This window comes from Novosphingobium sp. KA1 (assembly GCF_017309955.1).
In the GTDB taxonomy this organism is placed as follows: Bacteria; Pseudomonadota; Alphaproteobacteria; order Sphingomonadales; family Sphingomonadaceae; genus Novosphingobium.
Map to the genome: position 1 here is coordinate 2,540,381 of NZ_CP021247.1, position 21,349 is coordinate 2,561,729.

Here is a 21,349-nt window from a genome sequence, read left to right on the forward strand (position 1 = left end):
GGAAAGTTTTTGGGAGAGGATGCCTGAAAGGCCCGCTCCATATGCTCGTGCACCCGATTCTCCGCAAACGCGAAAAATGGGAGCGTTATTGCGTTTCGTGCAATTAAGATCGGAAGGAAGTCGCGGAAATGCGTGAAGCGTGTTTGACCGAAATGCATTTCCGAAGTCTTTTGACGGAGTAATGCCTTGTCGAACCGTGGTTTTGCCATCGCGGTTTTTGCTCGTCGGGGCGCCGGAGTGGCTTGGCCAGTCACCGGCGCGACGCTGTCTCAAGGCTAAGGGCAGGGGTGGCGAACCGATCGGAAAAGTACCGGACGCGTCAACAGGGGTAGCGCAAAGGCTCGTTGCCGCGCGCCACAGGCAAAAAAAGAAGGGCCGGTCCGAAGACCAGCCCCTTTGGAAAGTTTTTGGGAGAGGATGCCTGAAAGGCCCGCTCCATATGCGTGTCGGAGCGATTCTTCGCAAACGCGAAAAAATCGCGATTAATTGCAAAATGCGCAATTATGAGGCGCGGAGCCGACAGGGGTCAGCCCTGGGTCAATGCTCCATAAAGGTCGTGTTCGTCAGCATCCTCGACAAGAACGTCAATGATATCACCGACTTGCACATCACCCACGTTGCGCAGGAAGACGTTGCCGTCGATCTCGGGTGCATCGGCCTGCGAGCGGGCGGTTGCACCGATTTCGCCGTCTTCGTCCGGTTCGCCCACTTCGTCGATGATCACCGGGATCACGCGGCCGACCTTGGCCTGAAGCTTCGCGGCGCTGATCGCGGCGGTCTTTTCCATGATCCGCGCGTAACGCTCTTCCTTCACCTCTTCCGGGACCGGATTGGGCAGGGTGTTGGCGGACGCACCCTCGACGGGTTCGAAACGGAAGGCGCCGACGCGGTCGAGCTGGGCTTCGTCCAGCCAGTCCAGCAGGTACTGGAAGTCTTCCTCGGTCTCGCCGGGGAAGCCGACCACGAAGCTGGAGCGGATGGCGATATCCGGGCAGATCTCGCGCCACTTGTGCAGGCGGTCGAGCACCTTGGCCTCGTTGGCCGGGCGCTTCATCGACTTGAGCACCGAAGGCGCGGCGTGCTGGAACGGAATGTCGAGGTAGGGCGTGATCAGCCCTTCGGCCATCAGCGGGATCACCGCGTCGACATGCGGATAGGGGTAGACGTAGTGCAGGCGCACCCAAGGCGCGCGGCCCTGCGCATCCTTCAGCTGGCCGAGCTCACGGGCGAGATCGGTCATGTGGGTGCGGACTTCGCGGTCCTTCCACGTGCGGGCCTCGTGGCGGACATCGACGCCATAGGCCGAGGTGTCCTGGCTGATCACCAGCAGTTCGCGGGTTCCGGCCTGGACCAGCTTTTCCGCCTCGCGCAGCACCGCGTCGATACGGCGGCTCACCAGCTTCCCGCGCAGCGACGGGATGATGCAGAACGAGCACGCGTGGTTGCAGCCTTCCGAGATCTTCAGATAGCTGTAGTGGCGCGGGGTCAGTTTTACACCGGCTTCGTCATAGGCCTGCGGGATCAGGTCGACATAGGGCGAAAGCTCGGGCGGGGCGGCGTCGTGCACGGCCTCGACTACCGCTTCGTACTGATGCGCGCCGGTGACGGCGAGCACGTCCGGGAAGCGGGCGCGGATCACGTCGGCCTCGTTGCCCATGCAGCCGGTGACGATCACGCGGCCGTTTTCGGCAATGGCTTCACCGATTGCGGCCAGGCTCTCTTCCTTTGCGGAATCGAGGAAACCACAGGTGTTGACGAGCACGACGTCGGCCCCGGCATAGTCCGGGCTCATCGTGTAGCCATCGGCGCGCAGGCGGGTGAGGATGCGTTCGGAGTCGACAAGCGCCTTGGGGCAGCCGAGGCTGACCATGCCGACCTTGGGCGGGGAGGGGATTTCAATAGCCATAGGAATGGCGCGCCCGATACTCCGATTGCGCGCCGGAGTCACGAATTGAATGGAATCCGGGCGAGTCGGTTCCTGCAGGTCTCGCCGCGATTGTTCCGCGCGGACCATGCGCCTATCCCGCAAGTCATGGAAATCACGATCACCAAGGGCCTTGCGGGCGACCATATCGCGATCCGCCGTGCCTCGGGCGAGGTCATCGAAACCACGTTCCCGAAGAAGGGGCCGGTGCCGCATGATGCCGTTCATTTCTTCGTCGAGCAGGGACTGGGATTCGCACGCGGCTTCTGGGGACTGGTGGCCGAGGGGCGCCATCCCGAAGAACTGGCCGAACTCGCCAAGGCAGGCGGCCACGCCAGCGCCGCGCGGGCGCGCGAGCCTGATGCGCAGATCGTGGAGCTGCTTCAGGCCGAACGTCTGGTCGAGTGTTTCGAGGCGGACCTGTGGTCGGGCGGCTGCGACGACGAGGCGCTGATGGCCATGGCGCGGACCGCTTGCGAGAGTTCCTTCGTGCCGTTACCGCCGTCATTGCAGACCACGGCGCAACGGGATGCGCTGGGCCGGGTGCGCGATGCCATTGCCGCGTTCGCCTGCGACTGGATCGATGGCGGCGAAGGTTTTGTCGCGCGGCTCGATTGGCCGGAAGCGGCCTGATGGACGAAAGGGAATTGCAATGGGTCCGGTAAATTGGCTGGCTGTGGTCCTCGCGGCGGCGCTGGCTGTCGTGGTGGGATTTGTCTGGAACGGCCCGCCGTTCCAGGATGGACGCCGCCTCTCGCCCGGCAAGTCGACACTGGCGGGCAATTACGGGCTCGTGTGCTTCGTGTTCCTGATCAGCTCGATCATGCTCGGCCACAACTTCGCGCGGATCGGCGCGGAGACGCTGGCGGTGAAGCCCTGGCTCTATTTCATGCAGACCGGCGGCGTCGCCATCGCCTTTGTCATCCCTGCGGTCTGGCTGACCCATGTGCGTAATCGCATGGAGCCGCTGCGGCGGGTGATGGATTGCCTGTTCTGGCTGACGGCCTACCTTGCCATGGGACTGGTGTTCTGGGCGCTGTCCTGACGATCCGTTCCGGACGAGTCTGCCTGCGACGGCCGGGTGGGGGCGATTTCCACCACCACGTCGCCGGTCTGTAGGACCTTAGCCTCGTCCTCCCAGAAGCCGATCGTGCGCGCGCCGCGATAGATGCGCAGGCCGCGCCCGCCGGTGACGAGCTGGTCCAGCGTGCCGCCGACTTCGGACGGTTCGACCGCACGCTCCACCAGTTGCACGCGCCCGGCCACCGAGGCGAGGTCGGACATGTATTCGGCCACGTGCTGCCCTTCCGCCGAGCCTGCCAGCAGCAGTCCGGTGAAGCGCACCGGGTTGATGACGTTGTTGGCGCCTGCCTGGCGGGCCAGCAGCTCGTTGTCGTCGGCGCGGATGACGACGGTGATCGGCACGCGCGGTGCCAGATGGCGCGCGGTCAGCACGATCAGCACGGACGTATCGTCGCGCCCGGCCGAAACCAGCACCGACTGGGCCGTGCCGACACGCACCGCGTTCTGGATCTCGTCGCGCGAGGCGTCGCCTTGCAGGACATTGCAACCGAGTTCTTCGGCCCGTGCAAGCCGTGCCTGATCGGGGTCGACGACAACGATCCGCGATGCCTCGGTGCCCCGCTCGATGAGTTCCTTGACCGCTTCCGAGCCGCTGACCCCGAAGCCGAGGACGACAATATGGCCTTCGAGCCGTTCCTGGATGCGCTTCATCCGCCAGGTCTCCCAGCTTCGCTTGATGATGAAATTGTAGGCGGTGCCCACGAAAATGGTGATCACCGCAAGGCGGATCGGCGTGACCAGCACCGCCTCGATCAGGCGGGCGCGGTCGCTCACCGGGGCGATGTCGCCAAAGCCGGTCGTGGTGATCGAGATCATCGTGAAATAGACGACGTCGAGGAAGCTGATCACCCCGTCATGCGTGTCCTTGAGGCCCGCGCGGTCGGTCCAGTGGACCATGATGACGATGAAGATCAGGAAAAACGCGCCGCCCAGCCGCAGCGCGAGGTCGGCCCAGACCGGCACCGCGAGCGCCCGGCGCAGCGGCTTGAACGAAGGGGAGGCAGGGCGCCGTTTCGACATGCGGCGAGGAACTTACGGGGCCTTGGGCAAGGCGTCCAGCGGATCGACGGGTTTGCCGTCCTGGCGCACTTCGAAGTGCAGTTCGTCACCCTTGGCAAGACCGGTGCTGCCGACGAGGCCGACTCGCTCGCCGGCGGCGACCTTGGCGCCTTCCTTCACGGTGACGCGGCTGAGGAAACCATAGGCGGTGAACCAGCCGTTGCCGTGATCCAATACGACGAGGTTGCCGAACTGCTCCTTCTCGGCGCCCGCAAACTTCACGGTGCCGGCGGCGGCTGCGCGCACCATGGTGCCCTGTGGGGCCTTGATGTCGATGCCGTCATGGGGATTGCCGCTCGCGGCGAACTTGCGGCGCACTTCGCCGGTCACCGGCCAGAGGAAACGCACGGCGGCGGGTTGGGCCGTTTTCACGGGCTGGGCCGCTGCCGCAGGCGTGCTAGCGGGGCCAGCCCTGGCATCGACCAGCGTCGGGATCAGCAGCGACTGTCCCGTCTTGACCGGCGCTGCGGCGTCGAGCCCGTTGGCAAGCGCGATCTGTTCCCACGGCACGGCATATTTCAGCGAGATCGAAAAGCCGGTGTCACCGGCCTTCACGGTGTGGCGGCGCGTGCGCGGGATCTTGAGCTTCTGGCCGGCGCGTACGGCGTAGGGTGGTTGCAGGCCGTTCGCCTCGATGATGAGCACGCGGGCGACACCGGCGCGCTGGGCGATGCCGCCGAGGGTTTCGCCGGGGGCGACCGCGTGGACTTCCTCGGTTTCGGCGCTGACGGCGGCGGCCTTGCTGGCAACCGCCTGCGCGCTGGCGGCAGTCCGGCTCGTTGCTGTTGGCGCCGGGCGCGGCTTTGCCGTGGGTGCGGGGGCAGGGGCCGCTGCGCGGGGAATGGTCAGCTTCTGGCCGACTTTCACCACGTAGGGGGCCTTGAGCCCGTTGGCCTTGACGATGGCCGAGGCGGCCACGCCCGCGCGGTTGGCGATACCGTTCAGCGTCTCCCCCTGTTCGACGACATGGACGCTTTCGTCCTTCGTCGACGCCAGCACGGGCGCGCCGGGCAGGACCAGTGCCGCAAGGACCAGGAACGAGGAGGGGAGCGCGCGGCGCATCATGCCTGGTAACGGCTCGCGATCTGCGCCAGCGAGGCGTCGTGGGTGAGGTCGAGCTGGAGCGGGGTCACCGCGATGTAACCTTCGGCAATCGCTTCGAGGTCGGTGTTGTGGCCGAGGGTATGCTCGATGCCGTGAAGGCCGAACCAGAAGTAGGGGAAACCGCGCGGGTCCATGCCTTCGACCACCGAGCCGCGCGCATAGTCGTGAAAGCCTTGGCGGACCACGCGAATGCCCTTCACGTCGGCAGCCGCGAGCGGCGGGAAGTTCACGTTGATCAGCGTGCGCGGCGCGAAGGGCGCGTCGAGCAGGGGCCTGAGCACTTTGGCGCCCCATTCCTCGGCAGCCGAGAAGCTGACGTTGTTGCCAAGGCCTTCCCCGGCATAGACCTGGCTCAGCGCGATCGAGCGGATGCCCGCCAGTGCGCCCTCCATCGCGGCGGACACGGTGCCCGAATAGGTCACGTCATCGCCAAGATTGGCGCCGCGATTGACGCCCGAGAGGATCAGGTCCGGCGGTCCGGGCAGGGCCTTCCTGAGGCCCATGGTCACCGAATCGGTGGGCGTGCCGGTCACCGAGAAGCGCTTGGGCGCATGTTCGCGCATCCGCACCGGGCGGGTCAGCGTCAGCGAGTGGCCCGCGCCCGACTGTTCCTCGCTCGGCGCGCAGATCCAGATATCGTCCGAAAGCTGCGCGGCGATCTTTTCGAGGACGTAGAGGCCGGGGGCGTTGATGCCGTCGTCGTTGGTAAGCAGGATGCGCATGATGTCTCTCTAACTTGGCCGGGCGTTGACCCGCTTATCCGTCGACAAGCTCAGGCTGAGCCTGTCCAAGCCCCCTCGGAACGCAATCGGCAGGCGATCAGAACCGGGGTTCCAGCTTCTCGATCCCGCCCATCCAGGGCTTCAGCGCCTCGGGCACCAGCACCGAGCCGTCTTCCTGCTGGTAGTTCTCCAGCACGGCGACGAGGGTGCGGCCGACCGCGAGGCCCGAGCCGTTGAGGGTGTGCAGGAACTCGGTCTTTTTCGAGCCTTCGGGCTTGAAGCGCGCGTTCATGCGGCGGGCCTGGAAGTCGCCGCAGTTCGAAACCGAACTGATCTCGCGGTAGGCGCCCTGACCCGGCAGCCAGACTTCGAGGTCGAAGGTCTTGTTGGCGGTGAAGCCCATGTCGCCCGAGCACAGCAGCACCTTGCGGTAGGGCAGTTCGAGCGCCTGCAGGATGCCCTCGGCGGCAGCGACCATCTTCTCGTGCTCGGCCTGCGACTGGTCGGGCTGGCAGACGGTGACGAGTTCGACCTTCTCGAACTGGTGCTGGCGGATGAACCCGCGCGTATCGCGACCCGCCGAGCCCGCTTCGGAGCGGAAGCAGGGGGTGAGGGCGGTCATGCGCAGCGGCAGGGTTTGAGCGTCGACGATCTCGTCCTGCACGGCGTTGGTCAGCGAGACTTCGGCGGTCGGGATCAGCCAGCGGCCGTCCGTGGTTTTGAAAAGGTCTTCCGCGAACTTGGGAAGCTGGCCGGTGCCGAACACCGCCTCGTCCTTCACCAGCAGCGGGACGTTGCATTCCATGTAGCCGTTGGTGGCGGTCTGGGTGTCCAGCATGAACTGCGCGAGGGCGCGGTGCAGGCGGGCCATCTGGCCCTTGAGGAACGTGAAGCGCGCGCCGGAAAGCTTGGCGCCGGTCTCGAAATCGAGGCCGAGCGCGGGGCCGAGGTCGGCATGTTCCCTGGGCTGGAACGCGAACGTGCCGGGCGTGCCCCACTTGGCGACTTCGAGGTTCTCGGTCTCGTCCGCGCCTTCCGGCACTTCGGCGACGGGGATGTTGGGCAGGCTGGCCAGCACGCTCTGAAGCTGGGCGGTGAGGTCCTTTTCCTCGGCTTCGAGGGTGGGGAGGACGTCCTTGAGTTGTGCCACTTCGGCCTTCAGCGCGTCGGCCGTGGCGGTGTCGCCCTGGCCCATGGCCTTGCCGATCGCCTTGGAGGCTTCGTTGCGGCGATTTTGCCCTTCCTGCATGCGCGTCGCGACCGAGCGGCGCTGCTCGTCGAGGGCGAGGATGTCAGCGGCCACGGGGGCAACCCCACGGCGGGCGAGGCCGGCGTCGAACCCTTCGGGATTCTCGCGGATCAGGCGGATGTCATGCATGGCGCGGGCTATGCCGCCTCAGGCCAAGGCGCGCAAGATTGCGGCAGCCGGTTTCAGCCGTTGTCGATCAGTGTTCTTGGGGAAAATGTCCGCCTGCTTCGGCCATTCCTGAGGAGGAATGGTGGGCGCGGCAGGGATTGAACCTGCGACCCCACCCGTGTGAAGGGTGTGCTCTACCACTGAGCTACGCGCCCGCCGAAAGGACCGTGTCCGTCGGGGAAGCGCGCCTCTAGATGAGTCGGATCGAATTGACAAGCGGTCATCTGCAATTAAATCGCGTGGCATGACCGAAGAGAGCAAAACCGGCGCTGACGTGCCCCCCGATCACCTCGCCATCAACCCGAAGAGCCCGTTCTTCGACGAGGACAAGCTGAAGCGCGGCGTTGGCATCCGCTTCAAGGGCACCGTGCGCACCAATGTCGAGGAATATTGCATTTCCGAAGGCTGGGTCCGCGTGCAGGCCGGCAAGACGCTGGACCGCAAGGGCAATCCGCTGACGGTGAAGCTCATGGGGCCGGTCGAGGCCTGGTATGAGGACCTTGGCGAGGACGCGCCGGTCGCCAAGCTCTGAAGCTTTAATGCAAGACGGGCCGCTGCGAGGCGGCCCGTCTTTCCGATCAATACGTACCGGCGATGATGGCGCCGATGGGGTCGCCATGGCGGCCCTTTTTCTTTGCGGGCAGCGGCGGGGTCTGCGATTCGGGGTAGGCCGAGGCCGAGGCCGAGGTCGCCGCGAGCCGGGCCGCGCCGAGATCCTTCACGGTGCCCGGCTTGGCATTGTAGATGAAGCCCGAAACCGGCCAGTGGGTCGTGCCCAGGTTGTGGATCGGCGCATACCAGACGCGCACTTCGCTCCAGTCGTTTTCCGGCGAGACGTCGAGCACGGTGACGTTGCGTTCGACTTGTCCGCGCCGCCCGTTGATCGGTGACCAGTTGGCGTGGCTGACGAGGATGGTGCGCGAATCGACCACCCGGCTGACCGTCGCGACATGGCCGAGTTCGGAATTGGCGTAAGGCTGCATGGCCATGACCGCACCGACGCGCGGCGTGTGGCCGGTCGCGTAGCGTCCGCGCGCCTGCTGCCACCAGGTATGGGCATCGCCGAAGATGCGGATGCCCGAAGTCTGGCGCGCATAAGGCACGCATTCGAGATAGCCGGGGCCCTTGGCGGCATCGGTGCCGCCATCGACGCCGGCCATGGAATCGTCGATGACGCCGCTCGCCGCGGCCGGATCGATGGCTGGCGCGGCCGCTGCGAGAGCGAGGCCCAGCATGATGAATCTGCGGTAACCCTTCATGTTTGCCATGTTCGGGGAGCAGGGTTAGGAGCTTCCTGAGTTATGTGGTTAACGGCGCGGTAACTATTTGCGGGCCGAAATCCCAGAAATCCGTGCTTTTTTGCAGGGTCATTTCCATTTGCGGCAAATTCCCCTATCGGCGCGAATCCTTTATCGAGTTCTATTATGCTTCCCCAGGTGATCATCATCGGCCGACCCAACGTCGGCAAGTCCACGTTGTTCAACCGGCTCGTCGGCAAAAAGCTTGCGCTTGTCGACGATCAGCCGGGCGTCACGCGCGACCGTCGCTTCGGCGATGCCGAACTGCTGGGGCTCAAGTTCCAGATCGTCGACACTGCCGGCTGGGAGGATGACGAAGACGAAACGCTGCCCGGCCGCATGCGCAAGCAGACCGAAGCGGCGCTGGAAACAGCCGACGTCGCGCTCTTCGTGGTCGATGCGCGCGCGGGATTGACCCCGCTCGACGAAGAGATCGGCCAGTGGCTGCGCGCCTCGCAGGTGCCGGTCGTGGTGCTTGCCAACAAGGCCGAGGGCCGTGCGGGCGAAAGCGGCGTGCTGGAAGCCTACTCGCTGGGTCTTGGCGAGCCGATCACCTTCTCGGCCGAGCACGGCGTGGGCATTGCCGACCTGTTCGAATCGCTGCTGCCGCATCTCGAGCCCCTCCAGCCCGAAGAGCCGGAGTTCCCCGAGGAAGAGGACGACGAAGCCCTGCTGCGCCGTCCGCTCAAGCTGGCCATCGTCGGCCGTCCGAACGCGGGCAAGTCTACGCTCATCAACCGCATCCTCGGTGAAGACCGCCTGCTGACGGGGCCGGAAGCGGGCATTACGCGCGATTCCATCACGGTCGACTGGGAATGGACCGATCCCAAGACGCAGGAAGTGCGGCAGGTCAGCCTGATCGACACTGCCGGCATGCGCAAGCGCGCCAACGTGACCGAGAAGCTGGAGCGCCTGGCCGTGGCCGATGCGCGTCATGCCATCGACTTTGCCGAAGTGGTCGTGCTGCTGCTCGACGCCACGCGCGGGCTGGAGCATCAGGATCTCACGATCGCCTCCAAGGTGCTGGAAGAAGGCCGTGCGCTGATCATCGCGATCAACAAGTGGGACGTGGCCGAAGGGGCATCGGCCCTGTTCAACGGCATTCGCGGGGCGCTTGACGATGGTCTGGCGCAAGTGCGCGGGGTGCCGCTGCTCGCCGTGTCGGCCCGTACCGGCAAGGGTATCGACGAGTTGATCGCCACCGGCTTCTCGATCCGCGAAGCCTGGAGCAAGCGCGTGCCGACCGCCGCGCTCAACCGCTGGTTCGACGATGCGCTTTCGGCCAATCCGCCGCCGGCGCCGGGCGGCAAGCGCATCAAGCTGCGCTACATCACCCAGGCCAAGACCCGTCCGCCGGGCTTCGTGCTGTTCGGCACCCGTCTCGACTTGCTGCCCGAGAGCTATCGCCGCTATCTGATCAACGGAATGCGCCGCGAACTCGGTTTCGAAGCCGTGCCGATCCGCCTCAACTTGCGCATGCCGAAGAACCCCTTCGACAAGAAGTAGCGCGTCCTGCCGCGACGTCCCTGACCGGGCTTCCGGCATGAAAAAAGGCCCGCTTCCGCAAAGATCGCGGAAGCGGGCCTTTTTTGTCGTGGCTTGTGATCAGGAGGGGTGTGCTAGGGCTTCTGTCCGGGCGTCGTCCTGCTCGGTCGCCTCGTCGGCCAGATCGATGGCGTCGGGTTCGATCAGGCCGTCGCTGCTGCGCATCTCGCGCATCAGGTTCCACACCGAGATGAACAGGGCCGCGATCACCGGGCCGATGATGAAGCCGTTGAGGCCGAACAGTTGCAGGCCGGCAAGGGTGGCGATCAGGACCACGAAGTCGGGCAGGCGGGTGTCGCGGCCGACCAGTACCGGGCGCAGCAGGTTGTCGATCATGCCGATCACGAACATGCCGCAGAACGCGAGGATCGAGCCCTGCCAGACCTGCCCGGTCGCCAGCAGATAGATCGCCATCGGAACCCACACGAGCCCGGTGCCCACGGCCGGCAGCAGCGAGAAGAAGCCCATCATCACGCCCCAGAGCAGCGAGCCGGGGATGCCGAGCAGCGAGAAGATGATCCCGCCGACCAGTCCCTGCAGCACGGCGACCACCACCGTGCCCTTCATCGTTGCGCGCACGACCACGAGGAAGTTCAGGATCAGCCGGTCGCGCAAGTGCGGACGCAGCGGCAGGGCGTCGCGGATCATCTCGCCGTAATGGCGCCCGTCGCGCAGCAGGAAGAAGGTGAGGTACAGCATCACGCCCAGCGCCGCGAGGAAACTCAGCGCACCCTGTCCGGCAGAGACGAGGCGGGTGGCGAGGCCCTGCAGGCCGCTGGCGATGCCCGAGCCGAACTGGCGGCGCAGCGATTCGAAATCGGCGAGGCCGTAACGTTCGACCAGGCCCTCGACCGAATCGGGGATCGAGCCGCGCAGCTTGGCGACCATGTGGCCGATATCGAGCTGTCCGGTCGACACCTTGTCGTAGATCATCGTCACTTCCTGGACGAGGCTGACGCCAAGCAGGATGGCCGGGATGATGAACACCGCCAGCAGTCCCAGCAGCACCAGTCCCGCGGCTGTACTGGGCTTGCCGCCCATCTTCCGGGAGAGCCTGAAGGTCAGCGGCTCGAACAGGATCGCGGCGACAACTCCCCAGAGCACGGCGCCGAAGTAAGGCGTCAGTAACCAGGCGAAGGCGGCCGAGACGATGACGACGAGAAAAGCGAAGCCGTAGTCTTCGAGGCGGTAGGGGGGCTGCGGGCGAGGACTTTCCATGCTGCTGTCTTAGCACGATTTCAGATTGCGCCAGTGGTCATCGGATGCAGGGTGGATTTTTTCGGATTGCTGGGCGACACAGGCCGTCAGCGGGCGGGGCAAATGGGCTTTCGCCTGTTCCCAAAAGATAATCCGGAGTCTGTCCGCCGTGCGCATCCCATTTGCCCGCATCCCTTTTGCTCTTCGCCTGGCAACGCTGGCCCTTGGCTGCAGCGTCATTCCGCTTGCACCCGTCGAGGCCGAGGCGCCGGGGCCCGAGCGCGCCTTCACGCCTGACGACCTGTTCAAGCTTTCCGGCGTCACCGACCCGCAGATCTCGCCCGATGGCAGCCGCATCGCCTATGTGCGCTCCAGCGCCGACGTGATGGTCGACAAGGCGGTTCCCTCGATCTGGCTGGTCGAGGTGGCGAGCGGCGTCCAGCGCCCATTGGTGACGGGGGCGGGCGCCCATTTCTCGCCGGTCTGGTCTCCCGACGGCAAGCGGCTGGCCTTTGTGTCGAGCGACGGCACCGGGGCGCCGCAGCTCTACGTGCTGTGGCTGGATAGCGGCGCCAAAGTGCGGGTGACCGACCTGCCGGACAGCCCAGGCAGTGTCTCGTGGTCGCCCGACGGGCGCCAGATCGCCTATACCATGCGGGTGCCGGGCGAGGGGCTGAAGCTGGGTTCGCCGCCCGCCAACCGCCCTGAAGGCGCCAAATGGGCCGAGCCGCTCGAAGTGATCGACCGGGTGACCTACCGCGCCGATGGCGGCGGCTACGCGCAGCCCGGCTACGACCACATTTTCCTCGTCTCCGCCGATGGCGGCGCCCCGCGCCAGCTGACGTTCGGCAGTTTCGACGATCAGGGCCCGCTCTCGTGGACGCCCGACGGCAAGCGCATCCTGTTCTCGGGTAATCGCAATGCCGACTGGCAGCGCGACATCAACAATTCCGAGGTCTATGCGCTCGATCTCGCGAGTGGTGCGGTCAAGGCGCTCACCACGCGCAAGGGGCCGGACAGCGCGCCGCAAGTCTCGCCCGACGGCAAGCACGTGGCCTATCTCGGCTTCGACGACGTGAACCGTTCCTACGAGAACACCGAGCTTTACGTGATGAACATCGACGGTTCGGGCGTGCAGGCCCTGACCGGCAGCTTCGACCATTCGATCGATTCGATCGCCTGGTCGGGCAATGCGACCATTCTCGCCCAGTATGACGATCACGCGAAGACCTACGTCGCGCGCATCGGCCTCGACGGTGCGATCCGCAATGCGGTGGAGGGCCTGAGCCCGGGCCGGGGCTATGACCGCCCCTACACCGGCGGCGAGTTCTCGGTCTCCGCCAATGGGCGCATCGCCTATACCTCGGGCACCACCAGCCGTCCGGCGGACCTCTGGGTCAATACCGGCGGCGCGGGCCGCAAGCTGACCGACCTCAACGGCACCTGGATGCAGGACAAGGCGATGGCGCCGGTGCGCAAGCTGGCCGTCACCGCGCCCGATGGCCGCGCGATCGATGCATGGCTGGTGACGCCGCCGGGCCTTGCGCCGGGCCAGCGCGCGCCGCTGATCCTCGAGATCCATGGCGGGCCGAACACGGCTTATGCGCCGGGCTTCGCCACCGATTACCAGCTCTACGCGGCGCACGGTTATGCGGTGCTCTATACCAATCCGCGCGGCAGCACGTCCTATGGCGAGGAGTTCGCCAACCTGATCGACCGCGCCTATCCCGGCACCGACTATGATGACCTCATGGCCGCCGTCGACGCGGCGATTGCCGATGGCGTGGCCGATCCCGACAACCTCTTCGTCACTGGCGGTTCGGGCGGCGGGGTGCTGACCGCGTGGATCGTCGGCAAGACCGATCGTTTCAAGGCGGCGGTCACCCAGAAGCCGGTGATCAACTGGATCAGCGAGGCACTGACGATGGACGCGACCGTCTTCACCTCGCGCTACTGGTTCGACAAGAAGCCCTGGGAAGATCCGATGGAATACTGGCGCCGCTCGCCGCTGAGCCTGGTCGGCAACGTCAAGACGCCGACCATGGTCGTGGTGGGATCGGAAGACTACCGCACCCCGGTCAGCGAGGCGGAGCAGTATTACGCCGCGCTGCAGATCCGCGGTGTGCCGACGGCGCTGGTGAAGGTTCCGGGGGCAAGCCATGGCGGCATTGCCGCACGGCCTTCGCAGTCGGCTGCCAAGGCTTCGGCGATCCTGGCGTGGTTCGACAAGTACCGGACCGACAAGGTGGCTCCGGCTGCGGACCCTAAGTAAGTGAAAGTTCGGCGGCGAGCTGGGCGACCAGTTCCGCCGCCGGCATCGGCCGGGACAGCGGCGCCCCCTGTCCCGCCCATTGCGCGCCGTAAAGCGGCTCCCCCCTGGCCTTGGCCGCGGTATTGAGCGCCTTGCCGGCCAGATAAGTGCGCGGATAGGCGGGGACCGGCGGGATGCCGGGGCTTTCGCCGAACGCGGTAAAGCGGTTGGCAAGGCAGCGGGCAGGGCGGCCCGATATGGCGCGTGTCATTGTCGTATGCCGTGCCGCGTCACTGGCGAGCAGGGCGCGATAAGCGGCGTCGGCGCTGGATTCGCTGCAGGCGATGAAGGCGGTGCCAAGCTGCGCGGCCACGGCGCCAAGGTCCAGCGCGGCGCGGATACCGGCGCCGTCCATGATCCCGCCCGCCGCGATCACCGGCACCTTGCCCCAATCGGCCAGCAGCCGGGTCAGCGCGAGGGTGCCGAGCCGGTCATCCCGCGCGTCCGGATCGAACATGCCGCGATGGCCGCCGGCTTCCCACCCTTGCGCGACCAGCACGTCGATCCCTGCCGCCAGCGACACTTCCGCCTCGGCCAGACTGGTGACGCTGCCCAGCAGCAGGCAGCCCGCTGCCTTGAGTGCGGTGATGGCCTCGGGTCCGGGCAGGCCGAAGTGGAAGCTGACGACGGCGGGGTTTGCCTGTAGCACGACGTCCAGCATGGCGGCATTGCCCGCAAAGCTGTCGTAGATCGTCTCGAGTGCGGCGGGCGGCTCGGCGCCGTGTTCGCGGAACAGCGGGGCGAGGGCATCGAGCCAGGCCCGTTCGCCTGCTGGATCGGCCTGCGGCGTCTCGTGCACGAAAAGGTTGAGGTTGAAAGGCCGGTCGGTGCGGCTTTTGAGGTCCGCGATCTGGCGGCGGGCCTCATCCGGGCCGATGGCGCCGAGCGCGAGTGAACCGAGCGCACCGGCGTTGCAGACTTGCGCGGCAAGGGCCGGCGTCGAAGTGCCCGCCATCGGCGCCTGGATCAGCGGAACGGCAAGGCCAAGGCGCGCGAGAAAGTTCATGCCTGCCCGCGCGCCTTTGTCAGGTTCAGGCTTCCGCCGGCTTGCTCTGGAGCTGGCAGTAGTTCTGGATGCCCATGCGCTCGATCATGTCGAACTGCTTCTCGAGGTAGTCCACGTGCTCTTCCTCGCTTTCGAGGATGCGGGCAAAGATCTCGCGGCTGACGTAGTCGCGCACGGCTTCGCAGTGGGCGATGGCTTCGCGCAGCAGCGGGATCGCGTCATGTTCGAGCGCGAGATCGGCCTTCAGGATTTCCTCGACGCTTTCGCCGATGCGCAGCTTGCCCAGCGCCTGGAAGTTGGGAAGACCGTCGAGATAGAGGATACGGTCGGCCAGCACGTCGGCGTGCTTCATCTCGTCGATCGATTCGTGCCGTTCGTATTCGGCGAGCTTCTTGATGCCCCAGTTGTCGAGCATGCGGTAATGCAGCCAGTACTGGTTGATGGCGGTCAGCTCATTGAAAAGAGCCTTGTTGAGGAAGTCGATGACCTGCGGGTCGCCCTTCATGGGGGATGCTCCTGAAAATTTCAGGCGGCATTATGGGCCCGCGCAAGTGCCGAGGCAACCCGCGGAAATCCCGCGAGTGGAACCACTTGGTGCGCCGGTGCCGTCAGGCGGCGGCGCTGAGCGGCGCGTCGAGCGCGGAGACTTCGTCGGCGATGATGTCTTCCGCTTCCTCGATGCACTGCCCGCACTGCGGCTTGCGACCGAGGGCGGCGTAGAGGGCATGTGCATCGCCGCGGCAGCAACGGGCGGCGGTGCGCAGGTCGGTTTCCTTGATGGCGTTACAAATGCAAACGTACATGTGCGAATCCTCTTGGAGCCCCATCATATGCAACTGCAAATGGATCGCAATAGCATTCTGAATCGCCGAAAATCCGCGAGAAATGTCAGCTAGATAGAAGGCGCCGATTGGGCAGGAGGCGCTTTTCGACCAGCGATCGCCACACGAGTTCCAGCGGTCCGCGGCGAAAATGGCGCAGGAACGGCAGGCTCCAGCCGAGCATCGCCGCCCAGCCGATTCCCACGAACAGCCACTGCTCCGCGGCGCCGACCTTGCCGTAAAGACCGCAGCCCCAGCCGAAGAACAGCGCGCCCATCAGCAGGCTGGTGGCGATGTAGTTGCTGAAGGCAACCCGGCCGCAGGCGACCAGTCGCTGCCCCGGGCCGGTCGGGAGCAGGGCCGGGGCGGCGGCGATGAGCAGCGCTCCGTAGCCGAGCGCGGTCAGCAGGTGCGGGATGAGCAGGCCCTTGCCGAGCAGCATGTACATGGCGATTGGCGGGAAGTGGCGCGGCCAGACCCAGCCGAGTGCCAGGGCGGTGAGAGCAAGGCCGAGGGCGACGGAGAGCGCGCCGAAACGCGCGATCCGCCGTGGCGGCATGGTGCCGCCGGCCATGCCGCGGCGCAGGATCACCACGCCGACCAGCATCAGCGGCAGCACTTCGCTCCAGGCATGCAGGGTCATGGTGACGAGCCAGAACGGGTCGTGTTGCAGTTTCGCAAGCGCGATGGCCCAGAAGCCCGATCCATAGAGCGCCCTCTGTGCCTGCGCACCCTCGGCATAGAGCGCGTAATGGGCGGCGATCTCCTGGCGCTGCGCCACGGTTGCCGTACCGAGGCGCACCGCTTCCTCGGCGCGGGCGAGCGGCAGCGACCAGGAGAGGTCGACAAGCAGGGCGGTGAGCGCGATGCCGGCGGCGAGGCCCAGCAGCAGCGGGCAGGGCAGGCGCCGCACGAACAGCACGGCGATGCCGCAGGCGGCGTAGACGAACAGGATGTCGCCCCACCACAGCAGCAGGTAATGCAATTGCCCGAGCAGCATGAGCCAGCCCAGTCGGCGCAGTTGCAGGCTGTCGCCGTCCCGTCCGGCGGCATCCATGCGTTCGCAGTAAAGCGCGATCCCCGCACCGAACAGCATGGCGAACAGCGCGCGCATCTTGCCTTCGAAGAACAGGAAGGAGACCGCGTAGGCGGCCTCGTCGGCAGGGGTCGCGAAGCCGGCGAACCGCGGGGAGGCGGCGCCGACGGCCGGTCCGGCAAAACCGGAGATGTTGATGGCCAGGATGCCGAGTACCGCCAGCCCGCGAATGAGGTCGATCGTTACCAGCCGGTCTTCCGCGCCGGGCGGGACGCCGCTGTTTGCTGTCGCCGCCGTCGGATCCCCCACGACGGCATGATGGACTGCGCGGGCGTGTTCGCCCGTCATCGCCTTCGGCATGGCCCCTATCCCCTTCGGGGGCCTCGCTGCGGAAGCCTCCCGGGGATGGAAGGTATATCGCCGATTCGCGCTCGTCCACGGGAATTACGAAAGCGCCGGAACGCCCGGGCGCTAACGCGGTGTCAGTGAGCGGGAACGACCAGGCAGGGCTGGCTTGGGCCCTTGAGGGCGGCGCAGGCCTTTTCGGCTTCGGATCGGGTGGCGAAACCGGCGGCGTAGAGGCGGGTCAGGCTGCCGCCGGGGACCAGTTCGCGGCGCTTGCCCGCCAGTTCCGGGCGCTTGGCGAGCGAGGACCAGAGCCGCTCCGCATTGCCCGGAACCCCGAAAGCGCCGAGTTGGAGGCGCCACTGGCCCTGCGCTGGGGAGGGCGTGGCGGGTTTTGCCGGGAACGGTTTGGGTGCTGTTGTCGCTGCCGGCTTCGTGACGGCCGACGGGACCGCAGGTCTGGTGACGGAAGGTCTGGTGACGGCAGGGTTGGAGATGGGGCGAACCGGTTGCGGAGCGGCGGTCGCTTGCGGCCGGGCATAGTCGGCGCCGGCCGCGGCCGGGCCGGTCGGCGAGGCTGTAGGCGAAGGCGGGGGCGGGGGCGCTGCGCGCGCAGTCGCGGGGGCGCCGAGCGAGGCGCTGGTGTCGAGCCTTGCGCGGGCGGCCTCGGCGTCGGCGGCGAGCTTTACCGCGAGCGCGACGCCTTGCTGGCGCTGCTCGATCGGAATGTGTTCGTCCATTTGCGTCAGCGCGCGAGTCGCCTGCGGCAACCCGGCCTGCTGGGCCAGACTGACGAGGGCATAGGCGCGCACCCAGTCCTTTTCGGCCAGGTCGCCGTTGAAGTGCGCGACGCCCAGGATGTACTGCGCCCGCGCATCCCCCCGCGCCGAGGCGGCGGCGATATAGGGCATTGCGGCGTCGCGCTCGCCGCGCTGGAACATCAGCAGTCCGTAGTTGTCGGCCGCCTGGACGTGGCCATGCGCGGCGGCCTTGCCGTAGAGTGATTCGGCCCTTGCAAGATCGAGCGGCACCCCGCGTCCCATCTTGTAGGCCTGTGCGAGATTGAACTGGGCATCGGCGTCGCCCTTGTCGGCAAGCGGCTTCCACAGTTGCACGGCCGTTTCATACTGCCCGGCAGACCAGGCCTCGACCCCCGCCTTTACGGTATTCGCGCCGCCGGATGCATCGGCGGCGGCGCCGAGCGAAGGCGTCGCCATCGCCGCGACGGCGCAGCAGCCGCCACCCAGAAGGAGGAATCGCAGTAATCCATTCATGCAGAACTCGCCCCGATTCCCGTCGCTGATCCCGCGCGATAGTAGGCGATGATTGACGGATAGCACCAGTCGGAAGCGGGAATATGCGCTGCTGTGCCGAAAAGTGACGTTAACCGCCATGGTAAACAATTCCCTCACTGCCGCATGGCAGGACAGCATCGGGCCACGCTGCCCGCCCGTTTCGCCGAGGTGGGGTCTAATTAACTCTAAATTAGGAACGATCTGCGATCCCATCGCCGTGACAGGTTCACTTTCCTAGCGGAATTCTCAGGGGACAGGGCTTTGCGAGTACTGGCATTGGCATCGCAGAAGGGCGGCTCGGGCAAGACGACGCTCTCGGGACATCTTGCCGTCCAGGCCCAGCGCGCGGGCGCAGGCCCGGTCGTGCTGATCGACATCGATCCGCAGGGTTCGCTGGCCGACTGGTGGAACGAGCGCGAAGCGGAACTGCCCGCCTTTGCGCAGACCACCGTCGCCCGCCTCGCGGCAGACCTGCAGATCCTGCGCCAGCAGGGCTTCAAGCTGGCCGTGATCGACACGCCGCCGGCCATCACCCTGGCGATCCAGAGCGTGATCTCGGTTTCCGAGCTGATCGTCGTGCCGACCCGCCCGAGCCCGCATGACCTGCGGGCGGTGGGCGCGACCGTCGACTTGTGCGAGCGTTCGGGCAAGCCTCTGCTGTTTGTCGTCAACGCCGCCACGCCCAAGGCGCGAATCACCGCCGAGGCCGCTGTCGCGCTGTCGCAGCACGGCACCGTGGCACCGGTGACGCTGCACCAGCGTACCGACTTTGCCGCCTCGATGATCGATGGCCGCACGGTCATGGAAGTGGATCCCAACGGCCGCTCCGCGCAGGAAGTCGCCGCGCTGTGGAACTACATTTCGGACCGTCTCGAAAAGAACTTCCGCCGCACCGTGTTCTCGGCGCCGCCGATTTCCGGCCAGCCGGTCATGCAGGGCGCGCCGCGTCCCGTCGGTGGCTTCGGCCGCCGCGTCGTGGGGTCGTGACCGTGTCGGGCGCGCTTGGCGAACCCCGGCCGTTTGCTTCGCTTTCGCCGAGCCTGCTTGCCCGCAAGGGTGCGGCGCGGCCGGCGATGCGCCGTCAGGATACGGCCTCCTTCGGTCTTTCCGGCATGCGCATGGATGCCGCCAAGATGGAAGATCTCGGCTGGAACGACTGGGGCCTGAGCGAGACGCCGCAAGTCCGTACGGAGCTCCAGACCGAAACCCAGGTCGCGCACCACGCTCCGTTCGAGGTTCCGCATGTGGCCGTGGTCCCGGAAGCGTTCGTTCAAGGTGAGGGCGTTCAGGATGAGGCCGTTCACGCGGACGTCGCGGGGCGGGATGCCGTGAGTACGGCTGCGCTCCATGCCGAGCCCGCGCCCGAGGCAGAGCTTTCGGTCTGGTCCCAGCCCGCTCATGTGGACGTCGCGCCGGACGATCATTTTGACGAGGATACCGGCGAGGATGGCTCGACCAGCGCGCCGATGGCTTCGCTCGCCCCCGAGGTACCCGCATTTGCGGCGCGCAAGCCCGACGTGCTGCGCCAGATCGACGATCTGGCCGAGCGCATCAACCGTCCGGTGGCCCCGGCCCGCAATCTCGTGACCGAAGGCCGCCGCGCCGCCTTCACCCTTCGCCTCGATGCCGAACGGCATTTCCGCCTCAAGATGGCCGGCCTGCTGCTCAACCGCAGCGCGCAAGTGATCGTGACCGAGGCACTCGACAAGTACCTTGCCGAATTCGCTGACCTCTCGTCCCCGGCGTTCACCGTCGGAACGCGAAGCTGAAGTCGTCCCAGGGGGGAATATTCTGATGGAACGCCTCAAGTCATCCCATGCCCGCACGGCCGGTCTCGCGCTGGGCGCCGCCATGGCGGCCGCGCTGCTCGTCAGCTGCGCGGCGCAGACGCCGCTTGCCAGCACCGGGGCCCCGGTTTCCGCCGGTGCGCAGGTGGACAAGGATCTTGCCCGCGCCGAACAGCGCGTGGCCAAGTCTCCGCGCGATGCCGCGGCGCGCACGGCGCTGGCGCAGGCCTACCTCGCGATCGGGCGCTTCGATTCCGCTGCGACCACGTTCGAGGACGCCATCTCGCTGGGTGACGAGGATGCGCACACCGCGCTCGGCGCCGCACTTGCCTATATCGGCGCCGGTCGCAATGCCGAGGCGCTGGCCGTGCTTGACCGTGTCCAGGGGCAGCTGCCCGCCAGTGACTTCGGCCTTGCGGTTGCGCTTGCTGGTGAACCCTCGGTGGGTGTCTCGGTGCTGACCGAGGCGGTGCGCGGCGGCGAAGCGACGCCCAAGGCGCGCCAGAACCTTGCATATGCCTATGCGCTCGATGGGCGTTGGGGCGAGGCGCGGCTGATCGCCTCGCAGGACCTTTCGGGCGATGCGCTCGATGCGCGTCTTGCCGAATGGGCCGCCAGTGCCAATCCGGGCAAGGGCCGTGAACGCATTGCCGGTCTCATCGGTGCGCCGCTGCGCGCCGATCAGGGCCAGCCGGCCATGCTGGCGCTGAACCAGCCGGCCGAAGGCGCAAGACTGGCGGTGGCCGATGTGCCCGCTCCTGTTCCTGCGCCCGCGCCGGTCCAGCCGGCTTCCGGGGGCGCCGAACTCCCGGCGGTGCAGACCGGCGAAACCTTCTGGGGTGCCAACCAGGCCGATGAACCCGAGGCTGCTGCGGCCGCCGCGCCGGCGCCGCGCATGGTCGCCGCAGCCGCCGTCGTGGCGCCTGCCCGGCAGTTCGCCCCGGCACCCAAAATGGCCGCGCCGCGCGCCCGGACCGCGCTGACGCAGCCGACCACGCATCTTGTCCAGCTCGGTTCGTTCCGCACGATGGAAGGCGCCAAGCGTGCCTGGTCCATCTTCCAGGCGCGCAATCCCAGGCTCAAGGATCACAGCCTGCGCATCACCGAGGCGCAAGTGAACGGCCAGCGCTATTACCGCGTTGCCGCCGAAGGGTTCGATCGCGGGAGTGCGCAGTCGCTGTGCTCGACCGTGCGCAAGGGCGGTTCGGCCTGCCTTGCCTATGCCGAGCATCGCCCGCTGCCGGGCGCCATGCTCGCGAGCCGCTGACGCGCTCGCCTTTTACCAGTTCCATGTGAACCTGAACGGCTCCTGTCCTCGGACAGGAGCCGTCTTTTTTGGAGCATGGCCAGCTGCCGGGGGCGAGGCGCCGGTGTAAGGTTCGGCGCCGCGCGGGCTTGA

General features: G+C 66.7%; 20 protein-coding genes and 1 tRNA gene. 8 read left to right on the forward strand and 13 right to left on the reverse strand.

Translation table 11 applies throughout. The features are described 5' to 3' along the window. Positions 1–526: 526 nt before the first annotated feature. Complete coding sequence (gene rimO / locus CA833_RS12215; protein WP_207078180.1) at positions 527–1,906, reverse strand: 30S ribosomal protein S12 methylthiotransferase RimO; 1,380 nt, start codon at positions 1,904–1,906, stop codon at positions 527–529. Between the two features lie 126 nt (positions 1,907–2,032). Between rimO and CA833_RS12220 the strand changes: the two genes are divergently transcribed. Then, positions 2,033–2,557 (forward strand): hypothetical protein, encoded by a 525-nt coding sequence (locus CA833_RS12220; RefSeq protein ID WP_207078181.1) that lies wholly within the window; start codon positions 2,033–2,035, stop codon positions 2,555–2,557. 19 nt (positions 2,558–2,576) lie between these two features. Beyond that, on the forward strand, positions 2,577–2,969 hold the full coding sequence (locus CA833_RS12225; protein ID WP_142634942.1) for a DUF1761 domain-containing protein: 393 nt from the start codon (positions 2,577–2,579) through the stop codon (positions 2,967–2,969). Here CA833_RS12225 and CA833_RS12230 read toward each other — a convergent pair. From CA833_RS12230 to CA833_RS12250, 5 genes are all read right to left on the reverse strand, one after another. Continuing rightward, positions 2,930–4,027, reverse strand: a complete 1,098-nt coding sequence (locus tag CA833_RS12230; protein WP_142634940.1) for a TrkA family potassium uptake protein — start codon at positions 4,025–4,027, stop codon at positions 2,930–2,932. The genes CA833_RS12225 and CA833_RS12230 overlap by 40 nt on opposite strands. A 12-nt stretch (positions 4,028–4,039) precedes the next feature. Continuing rightward, positions 4,040–5,131 carry a LysM peptidoglycan-binding domain-containing M23 family metallopeptidase gene (locus CA833_RS12235; RefSeq protein WP_242526069.1) on the reverse strand — a complete coding sequence of 364 codons (1,092 nt, stop codon included), beginning with the start codon at positions 5,129–5,131 and terminating at the stop codon, positions 4,040–4,042. Beyond that, positions 5,128–5,892: a 5'/3'-nucleotidase SurE gene (surE, locus tag CA833_RS12240; protein ID WP_142634938.1), complete on the reverse strand. Its 765-nt coding sequence runs from the start codon at positions 5,890–5,892 to the stop codon at positions 5,128–5,130. The genes CA833_RS12235 and surE overlap by 4 nt, the downstream gene beginning before the upstream one ends. Positions 5,893–5,989: 97 nt before the next feature. After that, positions 5,990–7,270, reverse strand: coding sequence for a serine--tRNA ligase (serS, locus tag CA833_RS12245; protein WP_142634936.1), 1,281 nt, complete (start codon positions 7,268–7,270; stop codon positions 5,990–5,992). A 119-nt stretch (positions 7,271–7,389) separates the two neighbouring features. After that, a tRNA-Val gene (locus CA833_RS12250) sits at positions 7,390–7,464 on the reverse strand. Positions 7,465–7,553: 89 nt separating this feature from the next. On the opposite strand from CA833_RS12250, the gene CA833_RS12255 reads away from it, so the two are divergent. Then, positions 7,554–7,841 carry a DUF3297 family protein gene (locus CA833_RS12255; protein ID WP_207078182.1) on the forward strand — a complete coding sequence of 96 codons (288 nt, stop codon included), beginning with the start codon at positions 7,554–7,556 and terminating at the stop codon, positions 7,839–7,841. A gap of 46 nt (positions 7,842–7,887) precedes the next feature. On the opposite strand, the gene CA833_RS12260 is transcribed toward CA833_RS12255, so the two are convergent. Beyond that, entirely contained in the window at positions 7,888–8,544 is a 657-nt protein-coding gene (locus CA833_RS12260; RefSeq protein WP_242526070.1) for a CHAP domain-containing protein, read from the reverse strand. Positions 8,545–8,733: 189 nt separating this feature from the next. On the opposite strand from CA833_RS12260, the gene der reads away from it, so the two are divergent. Next, a complete protein-coding gene (der, locus tag CA833_RS12265; protein WP_142634931.1) occupies positions 8,734–10,113 on the forward strand; it encodes a ribosome biogenesis GTPase Der in 1,380 nt (459 codons plus the stop codon). Between the two features lie 99 nt (positions 10,114–10,212). On the opposite strand, the gene CA833_RS12270 is transcribed toward der, so the two are convergent. Continuing rightward, complete coding sequence (locus CA833_RS12270) at positions 10,213–11,370, reverse strand: AI-2E family transporter (RefSeq protein ID WP_207078184.1); 1,158 nt, start codon at positions 11,368–11,370, stop codon at positions 10,213–10,215. Positions 11,371–11,518: 148 nt separating this feature from the next. Here CA833_RS12270 and CA833_RS12275 point away from each other — a divergent pair, with 148 nt between their 5' ends. After that, positions 11,519–13,621 (forward strand): S9 family peptidase, encoded by a 2,103-nt coding sequence (locus CA833_RS12275; protein ID WP_242526071.1) that lies wholly within the window; start codon positions 11,519–11,521, stop codon positions 13,619–13,621. On the opposite strand, the gene CA833_RS12280 is transcribed toward CA833_RS12275, so the two are convergent. From CA833_RS12280 to CA833_RS12300, 5 genes are all read right to left on the reverse strand, one after another. Beyond that, a complete protein-coding gene (locus CA833_RS12280) occupies positions 13,614–14,666 on the reverse strand; it encodes a nitronate monooxygenase family protein (protein ID WP_207078185.1) in 1,053 nt (350 codons plus the stop codon). The two genes, CA833_RS12275 and CA833_RS12280, sit on opposite strands and share 8 nt — an antisense overlap. 25 nt (positions 14,667–14,691) lie before the next feature. Beyond that, complete coding sequence (bfr, locus tag CA833_RS12285) at positions 14,692–15,171, reverse strand: bacterioferritin (protein ID WP_142634925.1); 480 nt, start codon at positions 15,169–15,171, stop codon at positions 14,692–14,694. A 103-nt stretch (positions 15,172–15,274) separates the two neighbouring features. Further along, complete coding sequence (locus tag CA833_RS12290; RefSeq protein WP_142634923.1) at positions 15,275–15,469, reverse strand: bacterioferritin-associated ferredoxin; 195 nt, start codon at positions 15,467–15,469, stop codon at positions 15,275–15,277. 85 nt (positions 15,470–15,554) lie between these two features. After that, on the reverse strand, positions 15,555–16,883 hold the full coding sequence (locus CA833_RS12295; protein WP_242526072.1) for a DUF418 domain-containing protein: 1,329 nt from the start codon (positions 16,881–16,883) through the stop codon (positions 15,555–15,557). 122 nt (positions 16,884–17,005) lie between these two features. Next, on the reverse strand, positions 17,006–18,085 hold the full coding sequence (locus CA833_RS12300) for an SPOR domain-containing protein (protein WP_242526073.1): 1,080 nt from the start codon (positions 18,083–18,085) through the stop codon (positions 17,006–17,008). A gap of 339 nt (positions 18,086–18,424) precedes the next feature. On the opposite strand from CA833_RS12300, the gene CA833_RS12305 reads away from it, so the two are divergent. Genes CA833_RS12305 through CA833_RS12315 form a run of 3 tightly spaced genes read left to right on the forward strand, consistent with a single transcriptional unit; the run spans position 18,425 to position 21,217 of the window. Next, positions 18,425–19,150: a ParA family protein gene (locus CA833_RS12305; RefSeq protein WP_142634918.1), complete on the forward strand. Its 726-nt coding sequence runs from the start codon at positions 18,425–18,427 to the stop codon at positions 19,148–19,150. After that, positions 19,147–19,932 (forward strand): hypothetical protein, encoded by a 786-nt coding sequence (locus CA833_RS26940; protein ID WP_242526074.1) that lies wholly within the window; start codon positions 19,147–19,149, stop codon positions 19,930–19,932. The genes CA833_RS12305 and CA833_RS26940 overlap by 4 nt, the downstream gene beginning before the upstream one ends. 25 nt (positions 19,933–19,957) lie before the next feature. Continuing rightward, entirely contained in the window at positions 19,958–21,217 is a 1,260-nt protein-coding gene (locus tag CA833_RS12315) for an SPOR domain-containing protein (RefSeq protein WP_207078187.1), read from the forward strand. The last annotated feature ends 132 nt before the right edge of the window (positions 21,218–21,349 follow it).